The 12,332-nt window shown below is 72.7% G+C and carries 13 protein-coding genes and 1 tRNA gene; 8 read left to right on the top strand and 6 right to left on the bottom strand.

Going from position 1 to position 12,332, the window contains the following annotated elements; all coding sequences use genetic code 11:
- The first annotated feature begins 161 nt into the window (after positions 1-161).
- Together ACFWJO_RS12250 and ACFWJO_RS12245 are read left to right on the top strand one after the other, a co-directional pair.
- Positions 162-734, top strand: a complete 573-nt coding sequence (locus ACFWJO_RS12250) for a TetR/AcrR family transcriptional regulator (protein ID WP_386864632.1) — start codon at positions 162-164, stop codon at positions 732-734.
- Positions 735-845: 111 nt separating this feature from the next.
- Positions 846-3,047, top strand: coding sequence for an MMPL family transporter (locus ACFWJO_RS12245; RefSeq protein WP_386864631.1), 2,202 nt, complete (start codon positions 846-848; stop codon positions 3,045-3,047).
- Positions 3,048-3,143: 96 nt separating this feature from the next.
- On the opposite strand, the gene ACFWJO_RS12240 is transcribed toward ACFWJO_RS12245, so the two are convergent.
- On the bottom strand, positions 3,144-3,524 hold the full coding sequence (locus ACFWJO_RS12240; RefSeq protein WP_386864630.1) for an SsgA family sporulation/cell division regulator: 381 nt from the start codon (positions 3,522-3,524) through the stop codon (positions 3,144-3,146).
- Between the two features lie 150 nt (positions 3,525-3,674).
- Here ACFWJO_RS12240 and ACFWJO_RS12235 point away from each other — a divergent pair, with 150 nt between their 5' ends.
- The 5 genes from ACFWJO_RS12235 (at position 3,675) to ACFWJO_RS12215 (ending at position 8,216) form a co-directional block, all read left to right on the top strand.
- Positions 3,675-4,736 carry an energy-coupling factor ABC transporter permease gene (locus ACFWJO_RS12235; protein ID WP_386864629.1) on the top strand — a complete coding sequence of 354 codons (1,062 nt, stop codon included), beginning with the start codon at positions 3,675-3,677 and terminating at the stop codon, positions 4,734-4,736.
- A gap of 1 nt (position 4,737) precedes the next feature.
- Complete coding sequence (gene cbiQ / locus ACFWJO_RS12230) at positions 4,738-5,499, top strand: cobalt ECF transporter T component CbiQ (protein ID WP_386864628.1); 762 nt, start codon at positions 4,738-4,740, stop codon at positions 5,497-5,499.
- 11 nt (positions 5,500-5,510) lie between these two features.
- Complete coding sequence (locus ACFWJO_RS12225; protein ID WP_386864627.1) at positions 5,511-6,311, top strand: energy-coupling factor ABC transporter ATP-binding protein; 801 nt, start codon at positions 5,511-5,513, stop codon at positions 6,309-6,311.
- Positions 6,312-6,390: 79 nt separating this feature from the next.
- Positions 6,391-7,569 (top strand): serine hydrolase domain-containing protein, encoded by a 1,179-nt coding sequence (locus ACFWJO_RS12220; RefSeq protein ID WP_386864626.1) that lies wholly within the window; start codon positions 6,391-6,393, stop codon positions 7,567-7,569.
- Between the two features lie 86 nt (positions 7,570-7,655).
- Positions 7,656-8,216: a hypothetical protein gene (locus ACFWJO_RS12215; protein ID WP_386864625.1), complete on the top strand. Its 561-nt coding sequence runs from the start codon at positions 7,656-7,658 to the stop codon at positions 8,214-8,216.
- A gap of 28 nt (positions 8,217-8,244) precedes the next feature.
- On the opposite strand, the gene ACFWJO_RS12210 is transcribed toward ACFWJO_RS12215, so the two are convergent.
- From ACFWJO_RS12210 to ACFWJO_RS12190, 5 genes are all read right to left on the bottom strand, one after another.
- Positions 8,245-8,318 (bottom strand) — tRNA-Ala (locus tag ACFWJO_RS12210).
- A gap of 13 nt (positions 8,319-8,331) precedes the next feature.
- Positions 8,332-8,769: an NUDIX hydrolase gene (locus ACFWJO_RS12205; protein ID WP_386864624.1), complete on the bottom strand. Its 438-nt coding sequence runs from the start codon at positions 8,767-8,769 to the stop codon at positions 8,332-8,334.
- A 16-nt stretch (positions 8,770-8,785) separates the two neighbouring features.
- A complete protein-coding gene (locus ACFWJO_RS12200; protein ID WP_386864623.1) occupies positions 8,786-9,637 on the bottom strand; it encodes an EamA family transporter in 852 nt (283 codons plus the stop codon).
- Positions 9,634-10,122 (bottom strand): YbaK/EbsC family protein, encoded by a 489-nt coding sequence (locus ACFWJO_RS12195; protein WP_386864622.1) that lies wholly within the window; start codon positions 10,120-10,122, stop codon positions 9,634-9,636. The genes ACFWJO_RS12200 and ACFWJO_RS12195 overlap by 4 nt, the downstream gene beginning before the upstream one ends.
- A gap of 54 nt (positions 10,123-10,176) precedes the next feature.
- A complete protein-coding gene (locus ACFWJO_RS12190) occupies positions 10,177-11,835 on the bottom strand; it encodes a penicillin-binding transpeptidase domain-containing protein (protein WP_386864621.1) in 1,659 nt (552 codons plus the stop codon).
- Between the two features lie 187 nt (positions 11,836-12,022).
- Here ACFWJO_RS12190 and ACFWJO_RS12185 point away from each other — a divergent pair, with 187 nt between their 5' ends.
- Positions 12,023-12,331 carry an antibiotic biosynthesis monooxygenase family protein gene (locus ACFWJO_RS12185; RefSeq protein WP_386864620.1) on the top strand — a complete coding sequence of 103 codons (309 nt, stop codon included), beginning with the start codon at positions 12,023-12,025 and terminating at the stop codon, positions 12,329-12,331.
- The last annotated feature ends 1 nt before the right edge of the window (position 12,332 follow it).

The following is a 12,332-nucleotide window of genomic DNA, read 5'->3' as shown; positions in this document are numbered from 1 at the left end:
CTTTCCGCGCGGAGGGGGTGCGGCAACTCGTACGCCGGTACGGAAGTGCCGGAGTCCGCCGGGGGCTGTGGTCCAGGACACGTACGAAACGGTTTCGTTTCGCAGACTCCGCGGGTATCGTCGTGGTGTACGAAACCGTTTCGTTCGGTCGGAGGTCAGGCATGGCGCGCAGCAGGCTCACCCCGGAGCGGGAGGCCGAGCTGTACGAAGCCGTGCTCGAACTCCTCCGCGAGGTCGGTTACGACGCCCTCACCATGGACGCCGTCGCCGCCCGCACCCGGTCCAGCAAGGCCACCCTCTACCGCCAGTGGGGGAGCAAGCCCGAACTCGTCGCCAAGGCGCTGCGCCACAACAAGCCGGTCTCGCTCGCCGAGATCGACACCGGCAGCCTGCGCGGCGACTTCCGGGCGATGCTGGAGCGGACCGACGACTGCCAGATGGAGAAGGACTCCGCGCTGATGCGGGGCCTGGCCCATGCCGTCCACGACAACCCCGAACTGCTCCAGGCACTGCGCGAGCTGCTCATCGAACCCGAGATGACCGGCCTCGACGAGGTGCTGCGCCGAGCGGTACGGCGGGGTGAGATCGACGCCGGAAACCCGGCGCTCAAACTCGTCCCGCACATGCTGATCGGAGCGTTCATCGCCCGCCCGCTGATCGACGACCAGCCGGTGGACAACGCCTTCCTCAGCAGCTACGTCGACGCCGTCGTGCTCCCCTCACTCGGCGCCTGACCCACCGCACCCCGCGGTCCCGCACTTCCCGCACCACCTGACGTCGCACCGCTCACGCCGTCGGGCCGGCTCCCCATGCCCTGTCCCACCCAACACCGGGAGTACGCCCCCGTGGCCACGTTCCTCTACAAGCTCGGCCGCTCCGCCTTCCGGCGCCGACGGCTCGTCGCCCTGCTGTGGGTGGCGCTCCTCGCGCTCGCCGGAGTCGGCGCCGCCACCGCGCCCGCCGCGACCTCCAGCTCCTTCTCCATCCCCGGCACCGAGGCCCAGCGCGCCTTCGACCTGCTCGAACAGCGCTTCCCCGGCGGCAGCGCCGACGGCGCCACCGCCCGTGTGGTCTTCAAGGCCCCGGCCGGCCAGAGCATGCAGGACCCCGCCAACAAGGCCAAGGTCGCCAAGACCGTCGCCGAGCTGAAGTCCGGCTCCGACCAGATCGCCCGCGTCACCGACCCGTACACCGCGCAGGCCGTCTCCCGCGACGGCTCGACCGCCTACGTCTCCGTCGCGTACAAGGTCAACGCGATGGAGCTGAGCGACGAGACCCGAGACGCGCTCAAGAAGACCGGGCGCGACGCACAGGGCCAGGGCCTGACCGTCGAGATCGGCGGCGACGCCCTGCAGAGCATGCCGGAACAGGGTGCGGGCGAGATCATCGGCGTCGTCATCGCGGGAGTCGTGCTCGTCATCACCTTCGGCTCGCTCGTCGCCGCCGGACTGCCGCTGCTCACCGCGATCATCGGCGTCGGCATCGGCATCTCGACGATCACCGCCCTCGCCAACGTCCTCGACCTCGGCACCACCACCTCCACCCTCGCGATGATGATCGGCCTCGCGGTCGGCATCGACTACGCCCTCTTCATCGTCTCCCGCTACCGCGCGGAGCTCGCCGAGGGCCGTGAGAAGGAGGAGGCCGCCGGGCGCGCGGTCGGCACCGCCGGCTCCGCCGTGGTCTTCGCCGGCCTCACCGTGGTCATCGCGCTCGTGGGCCTGGCCGTCGTCAACATCCCGATGCTCACCAAGATGGGCTTCGCCGCCGCCGGCACCGTCGTTATCGCCGTACTGATCGCGCTCACCCTCATCCCCGCCCTGCTCGGCTTCGCCGGCGACAAGGTCGTGGCCCGCAAGGAGCGCAAGGGGCAGAAGAAGGACGCGCAGGACAAGCCGAACGCCGGCACCCGCTGGGCCCGCTTCGTCATCCGCCGCCCCGTCATGGTGCTCCTCGTCGGCGTCCTCGGCCTCGGCGCCGTCGCCGTACCGGCCGCGTCCCTCGAGATGGGCCTGCCGGACGACGGCGTGAAGCCGGTCTCCGCCACCGAGCGCCGTGCCTACGACCTGCTGTCCGACGGCTTCGGCCCCGGCTTCAACGGCCCGCTGCTCGTGGTCGTCGACGGCGACAAGGCCGCCGCCGACAAGACCGTCTCCACGATCAAGGGCCTGGAGGGCTGGGCCGCCGTCACCCCGCCGACCCCGAACAAGGCCGGCGACACCGCGATGATCACCGTGATCCCGAAGGACCGCCCGTCCTCCGTGGAGACCGAGGAGCTCGTCCACGACATCCGCGGCGCGACCGGCGACGACGTCCTGGTCACCGGCGCCACCGCGATGAACATCGACTTCTCGCAGAAGATGAACGACGCGCTGCTGCCCTACCTGGCGCTGGTCGTCGGACTCGCCTTCCTGCTGCTCATGGTGGTCTTCCGCTCGGTCCTGGTCCCGCTCAAGGCGGCCCTCGGCTTCCTGCTCTCCGTGGTCGCCGCCCTCGGCGCGGTCGTCGCGGTCTTCCAGTGGGGCTGGCTCGGCGGCCTGTTCGGCGTCGAGCAGACCGGCCCGATCATGTCGATGATGCCGATCTTCATGGTGGGTGTCGTCTTCGGCCTCGCGATGGACTACGAGGTCTTCCTGGTCACCCGGATGCGCGAGGCGTACGTCCACGGCGCGCGCCCCGGCGAGGCGATCGTCACCGGCTTCCGTCACGGCGCCCGGGTGGTCACCGCCGCCGCGGTGATCATGATCGCGGTCTTCTCGGGCTTCATCGGCTCCAGCGAGCAGATGGTCAAGATGATCGGCTTCGGCCTGGCCGTCGCCGTCCTGTTCGACGCGTTCGTCGTCCGCATGGCGATCGTGCCGGCCGTGCTCGCGCTGCTCGGCCACAAGGCCTGGTGGCTGCCGAAGTGGCTCGGCCGCGTGCTGCCCAACGTGGACGTCGAGGGCGAGGGCCTGGCCGCCGCGCAGGACGAGGACGACGACGCGGACGGCAAGGGCAGGGGCAAGGACGGAGGCAAGGACGAGGACCGGGAGCTGGTCTCCGTCTGACCCCGTGAGACTCCGGGGCCGCCGCGCGAGCGGGCGGCGCGCCCCGGACCGCGCCGGAACCTGTGGGGACGGGGAGCCGACGCGGCGCGTACGCCGTCAGCGTGCCGACACCGGCGCGCCGACGGCGTACGTGTGCCTGAGGAAGCGGAGCAGGGCGGTGGTGTCGAACTGGACGACCGCGACCCCGTCGTCCGTGTGGAACTCCACCACCGTCTGCACCCGGCCGCACGGCCACACGCCTATGTCGCCGCGCCGGGCGGGCGCGCGCAGCCCCGTCTCCAGGAGGGCGCGCGGGAACGACCACTCGACGTTGCCGGGGAAGACGAAGCGTACGGTCGCGGGCTGGAAGCCGGGGTCGAAGCGGAGGGCCACCGGCACCGGGCGCGAGAGCGGGGCGTCGCTGATGATCCGGCCTCGGGCGTGGTCCTCGATCGCTCGGACCGGGCGGACCTGATGGTCATCAGCGGCGCGGGGCATCGGACGACTCCTCACACTCATTCGCGTTGTTAGTCCCTAATGTCCCACTATTTCCCGGCGTACGCCCGGGCGGGCGAGGGCTCCTCGCTCTCCTCCTGACCCCTGAGCGCTCTTGCAAACGGTTCGCAGGAGCGCCTTATCATTCGGGACGTGCATGTACCCGACGGATTCATCAACGCTCCCGTATCAGCCGCCGCCGGCGTCGTCGCCGCCGGCGCCGTCGTCGTGAGCCTGCGCGGAGCGCGCAGGGAGCTCGGGGGCACCTCCGGTGCCGGAGGCCACGGGGGAGAGCGGACCGCGCCGCTGGCCGGTCTCGTCGCCGCCTTCGTCTTCGCCGTGCAGATGCTCAACTTCCCCGTCGCGGCAGGCACAAGCGGACACCTCCTGGGCGGCGCGCTCGCGGCGATCCTCGTCGGGCCGTACACCGGCGTCCTGTGCATAGCCGTCGTCCTGCTCATGCAGGGCATCCTCTTCGCCGACGGCGGCCTGACCGCGCTCGGCGTGAACATCACCGTCATGGGCGTGGTGACCGTCCTCGTCGCCTACGCCCTCTTCCGCGGCCTCGTCCTCGTGCTGCCGCGCACGCGTCGCTCGGTCACCGTGGCCTCGTTCGTCGCCGCGCTGGTCTCCGTACCGGCCGCCGCCACCGCCTTCACCGCGATCTACGCGATCGGCGGCACCACCGACGTGCCGATCGGCAAGGTCCTCGCCGCCATGGTCGGCGTCCACACCCTCATCGGCATCGGCGAGGCCGTCATCACCATGCTCACCGTCGGCGCGGTCGTCGCCGTCCGCCCGGACCTGGTGTACGGCGCCCGCGGTCTGACCGTGCCGCTCAAGCTGCGCGTGGACGGCGAGCTCGTCGACGCGGCGCCCGCGACCCCCGCGGCCGTCCCCGGCCGCTCCACGAAGAAGCTGTGGGCCGGCGGTGTCGTCACCGCGCTCGTCCTCGCCGGCTTCGTCTCCTTCTACGCCTCCGCCAGCCCCGACGGCCTGGAGAAGGTCGCCGCCGACGAGGGCATCGACGCGAAGGTACGGCCGCACGCCGCCGCCGACTCCCCGCTCGCCGACTACGGCGTCAAGGACGTCGACGACGCCCGCCTCTCCGGCGGCCTGGCCGGCGTCATCGGCGTGGGCGCGACCCTCGCCGTCGGCACCGGCGCCTTCTGGGCCGTACGCCGCAGGCGGCACGAGACCGGCGCGCGGGTCTGACATGGGAGCGGGGCACGCGCACAAGCTCTACCGGCAGGGGCACTCGCCGGTCCACACCCTGCCCCCGCACACCAAACTCGCCGCCGTCCTCGCCTTCGTCGTCGTGGTGGTCGCGACGCCCCGCGAGGCGATGTGGGCCTTCGCCCTCTACGCGGTCCTGCTCGGCGCCGTCGCCGCCCGGGCCCGCGTACCGGCCGGCTTCCTGCTGAAGCGGCTGCTCATCGAGATCCCGTTCGTCGCCTTCGCGCTGCTCATGCCCTTCGTGGTGCCCGGCGAGCAGACGACCGTCCTCGGCGTGTCGCTCTCCGTCCCCGGGCTGTGGGGCGCGTGGAACGTCCTCGCCAAGGGCACCCTCGGCGTCGCCGCGTCCGTGCTGCTCGCCGCCACCACCGAACTGCGCGAACTGCTCCTCGGCCTCCAGCGGCTCAGGCTGCCCCCGCTGCTCGTCCAGATCGCCTCCTTCATGATCCGCTACGGCGACGTGATCACGGACGAGATGCGGCGCATGGCGATCGCCCGGCGCTCGCGCGGCTTCGAGGCGAAGGGCGTACGGCACTGGGGCGTCCTCGCCAAGTCCGCCGGAGCCCTCTTCATCCGCTCGTACGAGCGCGGGGAGCGGGTGCACCTCGCCATGGTCAGCCGCGGCTACACCGGCTCGATGCCGGTCATCGACGAGGTGACCGCGACGGCGGCCCAATGGCGTCAGGCCGCCGCCCTGCCCGCGGCCGCCCTCCTCATCTGCCTCCTGGGATGGACCCTGTGACCGTGGACCGCATGACCGAGCACGCCGTGACGACAGAGCACGCCGTGACGACCGAGGACCCCGTGACGACCGAGCACCCCTCGCTGGACGTACGCGGCCTCGCCTACGCCTACCCCGACGGCCACCAGGCCCTCTTCGGCGTGAACCTCACCGTCGGGCGCGGCGAGCGCGTCGCGCTGCTCGGCCCCAACGGCGCCGGCAAGACCACCCTCGTGCTCCACCTCAACGGCATCCTCACCGGCGGCGCGGGCGGCGTCACCGTCGCCGGCCTCCCGGTCGGCAAGAAGCACCTCGCCGAGATCAGGCGCCGGGTCGGCATCGTCTTCCAGGACCCGGACGACCAGCTGTTCATGCCGACGGTCCGCGAGGACGTGGCCTTCGGCCCGGCGGCGGCCGGCGTGCGGGGCGCCGAGCTGGAGGCCGTGGTCCGCAAGGCCCTCGCCCGGGTCGGCATGGAGGAGTTCGCCGACCGGCCGCCGCACCACCTGTCCTTCGGACAGCGGCGCCGGGTGGCCGTGGCGACCGTGCTCGCCATGGAGCCGGAGATCCTGGTCCTCGACGAGCCGTCCTCCAACCTCGACCCGGCCTCCCGGCGCGAGCTCGCCGACATCCTGCGCTCCCTGGACGTCACCGTCCTCATGGTCACCCACGACCTGCCGTACGCCCTGGAGCTCTGCCCGCGCTCGGTGATCCTGAGCGAGGGCGTGATCGCCGCCGACGGGCGGACCGCCGACATCCTCGCCGACGAGGAGCTCATGGCCCGCCACCGTCTGGAGCTGCCGTACGGCTTCGTGCCGGGCTCCGTCGCCTGAGACCCCCGGAATCGGCGGTGCCGGACCCACGTTGCACCATGGGAGCGGTTCGGTCGTACGAGAGGAAGCGTGGGTTCAGGTGGACGTCCGGGGCACAGTGGCGGCGGGATTCGAGCCGGTCAGGGACGCGTTCCTGTGGAACTTCGAGCAGCGTGGGGAGCGGGGCGCGGCGGTCGCCGTCTACCGGGACGGCACCAAGGTCGTCGACCTGTGGGCGGGCGCGAGGGACGCTCACAGCGGGGAAGGGGACGGGGACGCCCCGTGGGCGGTGGACACGGCCCAGGTCGTCCGCTCGGCCACGAAGGGCGTCGCCGCGGCCGTCCCCCTCCTCCTCCACCAGCGCGGCCAGCTCGACCTGGACGCGCCGGTCGCCACGTACTGGCCGGAGTTCAAGGCCGCGGGCAAGGAGCGGGTGACCGTGCGGCAGCTGCTCGCCCACCGGGCGGGCGTGCCGGTCCTCGACCGCCCGCTGACCCTCGCCGAGGCGGTCGACCTGGACACCGCCATGAACGCGATCGCCGCCCAGGCCCCCGCCTGGGAGCCCGGCACCGCCCACGGCTACCACGCCCACACCTTCAGCTGGCTGCTGTCCGGCCTGGTCCACCGGGTCACCGGCCGCACCATCGGCCGCTGGGTCGCCGAGGAGATCGCCCGCCCGCTGGGCCTGGACCTGTGGATAGGCCTGCCGGACGACGAGAGCCGGCGGGTCGGCCGGCTCGGCCCGGTCGAGGAGATCGAACCGCCGGACAGCCCGGCGCTCCGGCTCCGCCCCAAGCCGTCGGTCGTCGCCGCCTACCAGGACCCGCGGTCCCTCACCCGCCGCGCGTTCGGCGTGATCGAGCCGAAGCCCGACGAGAACGACCCGGTGTACCGCGCCGCCGAGCTCCCCGGCTCCGCCGGAGTCGCCACCGCACGCGCCCTCGCCCGGTTCTACGCCGCGACCCTGGGCCCCGTCGACGGCGGCCCCCGCCTCTTCGCCCCCGCGACCCTCACCCTCGCCCGCACCGAGGAGTCCGCGGGCCCCGACCAGGTCCTCGTGGTCGGCACCCGCTTCGGCCTCGGCCACATGCTCCACGGCCCGGCCTCCCCGCTCCTCGGCCCCACCTCCTTCGGCCACCCGGGCCGCGGCGGCTCCCTCGGCTTCGCCGACCCGGAAGCCGGCGTCTCCTTCGGCTACGTCACGAACGGCATGCGCAAGACGGTCACGGCGGACCCACGAGCCCAGGCCCTGATACGAGCGGTCCGGGCGTCACTCTGACCGGCGGCGCCCGCCCGGGCTACTCACCGGGCGTCTGAGTACGGGAGCGCTGCCGGGCACCGGGAGCGGGCTGCTGGGATGGGGCCATGCCGATTCCTCTTCCGCCCCGGCGACGGCGCGGGGCCCTCATCGCGGGCCGCGCGGCGGTGGTGCTGCTCATGGCCGTACTCGCTCAGGGCTGCTCGCTGGCTCCCGTCATGTCGGAAGCCGACTTCCGTGAGCATCTGCGGCTCACGGAGGCGGCGGGCGAGGACGCGGTGCGGCGGCTGGGGATGGACCCGGCCGCGCGGATCGACTACCGGCAGATGGCCAACGCCTCCTGCAAGGACGACCTCGGTGCCGACCCCGAGGGGGTCACCCGCGACCGGCCGACGGTCGCCTGGGTGCTCCATTTCGAGAACCGCACCGCCTACGGGAAGGCGCTCGACACCCTTCGCGGCCACTGGTCCGAGCAGGGCCTGGAGGTGATGGACCTCCCCGCCCCCGCGACGGGCGAGCCGGGCGCCGGCTTCCCGGGCCTCCAGACCACGGACGACGACCACGGCGTCGGACTGTCGCTGCGTCCCGACCGGTACACGGGGGAGACAACCCTGGTCGCCGACGGGGGATGCGTACGGCACGAGGGTTACGTCTCGGACTGGGAGTAGTGCACGGGCCCCGGGTCCAGAGGCGGGACGGGGCCGACCGGATTCGAACCGGTGTCCTCCCACATGCCATGAAGGCGCGACGACCTCTGCGCTACGAGCCCCGTCCCTGCCGTGATCATAGAGCGGACGCGAGCAGACGCAGGGCGTCGGCGGCGGCCGGGGACAGCGTGGCGGGGTCCAGTTCCGCGAGCGGCAGCCACCGCACCGCGTCCGTGGACCCGTCCGCCTCGGCGACCGTCGCCGCTCCCGCCGTCTTCGGCTCGACGGCGTAGAACAGTCCGGTCAACTGCCACCGCACTCCGCCCCGTTCGACGTCGTACGTCCGCGCGTCCCACAACCGGGCCGTTCCCAGCTCCAGCCCCGTCTCCTCGCGCAGTTCGCGCGCCAGCGCCTCCACCGGCTGCTCGCCCGGATCGATCCCGCCGCCCGGCAGGTGCCACAGCCCGGGCGCGAACACCGGCGACGAGGCCGCCAGCCGGGCCAGCAGCAGCCGCCCGCCGTCGACGACGACGGCGTACGCCGAGACCCGGGTCCGTACTACGGGTGCGGTCACGTTTCCTTGTCCTCCTCTAACTCGCGTACAGCATCAGTCCGATGCCCACCACCATCAGGCCCGCCGCAGCGACCCTGGGGCCGCCGAAGCGTTCCTTGAAGAGGAGGGCGCCGATCGCGGCGCCCACGATGATCGAGGATTCGCGGAGGGCGGCGATCGGGGCGAGGGGGGCCCTGGTCTGGGCCCAGAGGACCAGGGCGTAGGCGGCGACCGACAGGGCGGCGCCGAGGAGGCCGCGGGCGGCGTACGGGCGGAGTTCCGCGGCCAGGCGGCCGCGGCGCCGGTACAGCGCGTACGCCGGAACGGCCAGGCCCTCCAGGAGCATCAGCCAGGCGATGTAGCCGAGCGGCGTGCCGGAGGCGCGCACGCCGACGCCGTCGACGACCGTGTACGCGGCGATCGACAGGCCGGTCGCCCCGGCGGCGAGCAGCGCCGGCCAGTGCGGGCGCGCGCCCTTGCCGCGGATGCCCCACAGGGCCAGGCCGGTGAGGCCCGCGCTGGCGACCGCGACGCCCGCGAGCTGTCCGGCGTCGGGGAGCTCGCCGACGAAGACCGCGGCGAGCAGCGTCACCACCAGCGGCGCCGTGCCGCGCGCGATCGGGTACATCTGCCCGAAGTCGCCGAGCGCGAAGGACTTCATCAGCAGGGCGTAGTACGCGATGTGGAGGAGCGCCGAGGCGATCAGGTACGGCCACGCACCGGCGGCGGGCAGCGGGGTGAAGCACACGCCGACGGCGCCGATGAGGGCGCCGCCGCCGGAAATCAGGGTGAAGGAGAGCAGCTGGTCGCGGATGCGCGCGGCGATCGCGTTCCAGCTCGCGTGCGTCACGGCGGCGAGCAGCACCGCCGTCGCGACCAGCGGCGTCACGCCGAGCGCTCGCGGACGTCCACCAGCGTGCCGCCCGCGTGGGCGATCAGCGTCTTCGGGTCCAGCGCGAACACGCTGCGCGGGGTGCCGGCCGCCGCCCACACGACCTCGTGGTCGAGCAGTCCGCGGTCCGCGAGCACCCGGGTCCGGGTGCGGTGCCCGAACGGCGGGACGCCGCCGATCGCGTACCCGGTCGTCTCCCGCACGACCCGGGCGTCGGCGCGCGTGACCGCCCCGGCGCCCAGCTCCTGCCGTACCCGCTCCACGTCCACCCGGGAGGAGCCGTCCATCAGGACGAGCACCGGCACCCCGTCCGCCGCGAAGACCAGCGACTTCACGATCTCGGCGGTCTCGCAGCCGATGGCCTCGGCGGCCTGCTGCGCGGTCCGCGTCTCCTCCGGGAAGCTCCGGACCTCGACATCGAGGCCCAACTCCTGCAGGGCCGCGGCGAACTGGGGATGGGCATCGGCGTGTGACGTCGTCATGCCACCGCACGCTAGCGGTAGGTGTACGAGGCACGCGAGCGGGTTATGGCGCCGCTACCCCGCCCTCAGCACCTGTGCCACCACCGGGCCGGCCGCCGTCGCCCCGTGGCCCGCGCCCTCCACGAACGCCGCCGCCGCGAGGTCGTCCGAGAAGCCCGTGAACCACGAGTCGGACACTCCCTGCCCGTCGACCTCCGCCGAGCCGGTCTTCGCGCCCTTGTCGCCGCCCACGGAGGCCATGGCGCCGGTGGCGGTGCCGTAGCTCGCCGTCGCCGTCAGCCGCATCATGTCGCGCAGCTGCTTCGCCACCTGCGTCGGCAGCTTCCGCTCCGCTGTCGCGAAGGTGCGGTTGTCGACGTCCGCGGCGACCAGATAGGGCTGCCTGAAGACGCCCGCCTTCGCCGTCGCGGTGATCGAGGCCATGTTCAGCGGGTTCATCTGGACCGTGCCCTGGCCTATGTACTGCTCCGCGGCCGCGCCGCCCGTCGCCTCGGGCACCGAGCCGTCGACCGAACGGATGCCGGTCTTCCACTCCAGGCCGATGCCGAAGACCTCCCTGGCCTCCCTGGCAAGTCCGAAGTCGTCGCCTTCGGTCTCCTTCACGTCGTCGATCTTCTTGATGAAGGCCGTGTTGCAGGAGCGCGCGAAGCTCTTGCCGAAGGTCGCGCCGTTCATCGAGAAGCCCTCCAGGTTCCCGATCGTCCGGCTGTAGTACGTGGCGGTCGGCGGGCACTCGGCCGCCTGGTCCGCCTTCACCAGCCCCTTCTCGAGGAGCAGCGCCGCCGTCACGATCTTCATCGTCGAGCCGGGCATCTTCTTGCCCTCGAACGCCGCGTTGAACCCGTTCGGGGAGCTGTTCGCCACCGCCCGCACCGCCCCCGTCGACGGCTGGACCGCCACCACGGACGCCGTGCCGTAGCGCGCCACCGCCTTCTCGGCCGCCGCCTGCACATCGGCGTCGATCGTCGTCTGCAGCCGGCCCGGCTCGCCCTTGGCGAGGGTGAGCAGCGTCGTGTCGGGAGCGCCCTGCACGCCCGGGTCGACGTAGACCTCGATGCCCGGCCTGCCGCCGGTCGTCGAGCCGTACCGCTCGCGCAGCTGGGCCAGGACCGGCCCGAGCGACGGGTACTTCTCGGCCGTAAGGACCCGGCCCTTGCGGTCCACCGCCTGGATCTCGCCCGACTTCGCCCCGCCCGTGCGGAGCGTCGCCGTCTTCGTCGTCAGCTTCGGGTGCACCACCGCCGGCTTCCAGTCGACCAGCGCCCGGCCGGTCGTGAGGCCGCGCACCACGGTCAGCTCCGAGGCGTACGTCCACGGCTTGGAGACGCCCTGGTACGTGACGGTCGCCTTCACCGTGAACGGCACCGACGTGCCCGATCCGGTCGCCGCGCCGGGCGTGATGGTGACGGCGGAGACCCTGGCCTCCTCGCGGAAGCCGGCCAGGGCCGGCCCGGCGTCGACCGGGTTGTTCGTCAGCTGCGCCGCCCGGTCCGCCTCGCCGGCGGCCCAGGCCGCCAGGAAGTCCTTCGCGGTCGACGTCACCTCCTCCGAGGTGACCGGCCCGGTCCTCCTGCCGTCGGCGCCGGACATGCCGGTCGTGCCGCCCGAACCGCCCGTGATCCCGTTCCAGAGGTTGTAGCCCCCGTACCCCACTCCGCTCGCCACGACGACGAACACCCCGCCGACGATCGCGACCTTGGCACCACTGCGCATGGCTGCGCCTCCCTCCCCAGGTGTGGCCTCTCGGCAGCCTATGCGGCAGCAGTGACAGTGGCGACGGTCGTTACCGGAAAGCGACCGGGGCGTCGGTTTGCCGGGACGCCCGTGTCCGCGACGCCGGGGCGACCCGCGTGCAAGGGGCCTAGCCTGAGAGGAGGGGCCTCTACCGAGGCGGTGTGCCGTGTCCGAGGACAGCAAGTACTGGGCTTCTGGAAACTGGCAGGTCTCCGAGGGCGATGCCGATGAGTTCATCGACCGTTGGAGGGCCTTCCTCACCTGGACCAAGGAGGCCAATGACGGCTTCATCTCCGCGCGGCTCATCCGTGATCTGAACGAGCCGCGCCACTTCGTGTCCTTCTCCTCCTGGCGGGATCCGGCGGCGATGAAGGAGTGGCAGAGCAAGCCCGAGTTCGCCGAACTGCTCGGCGCCTGCCGGGCCCTGTGCGACGACATGTCGAGCGGCGGCTACGAGCTGGCCGTGGCCGTGTGAC

The organism is Streptomyces sp. NPDC127092 (assembly GCF_042722475.1).
In the GTDB taxonomy this organism is placed as follows: Bacteria; Actinomycetota; Actinomycetes; order Streptomycetales; family Streptomycetaceae; genus Streptomyces.
This window is presented reverse-complemented; position numbering and strand designations above follow the sequence as displayed.

Bases quoted from the DNA above. Each gene is read 5' to 3' on its own strand.
- ACFWJO_RS12250 (WP_386864632.1), top strand. From the start codon at position 162: ATGGCGCGCAGCAGGCTCACCCCGGAGCGGGAGGCCGAGCTGTACGAA.
- ACFWJO_RS12240 (WP_386864630.1), bottom strand. From the start codon at position 3,524: ATGCCCCGCGCCGCTGATGACCATCAGGTCCGCCCGGTCCGAGCGATC.
- cbiQ (WP_386864628.1), top strand. From the start codon at position 4,738: ATGGGAGCGGGGCACGCGCACAAGCTCTACCGGCAGGGGCACTCGCCG.
- ACFWJO_RS12225 (WP_386864627.1), top strand. From the start codon at position 5,511: ATGACCGAGCACGCCGTGACGACAGAGCACGCCGTGACGACCGAGGAC.
- ACFWJO_RS12215 (WP_386864625.1), top strand. From the start codon at position 7,656: ATGCCGATTCCTCTTCCGCCCCGGCGACGGCGCGGGGCCCTCATCGCG.
- ACFWJO_RS12195 (WP_386864622.1), bottom strand. From the start codon at position 10,122: ATGACGACGTCACACGCCGATGCCCATCCCCAGTTCGCCGCGGCCCTG.
- ACFWJO_RS12190 (WP_386864621.1), bottom strand. From the start codon at position 11,835: ATGCGCAGTGGTGCCAAGGTCGCGATCGTCGGCGGGGTGTTCGTCGTC.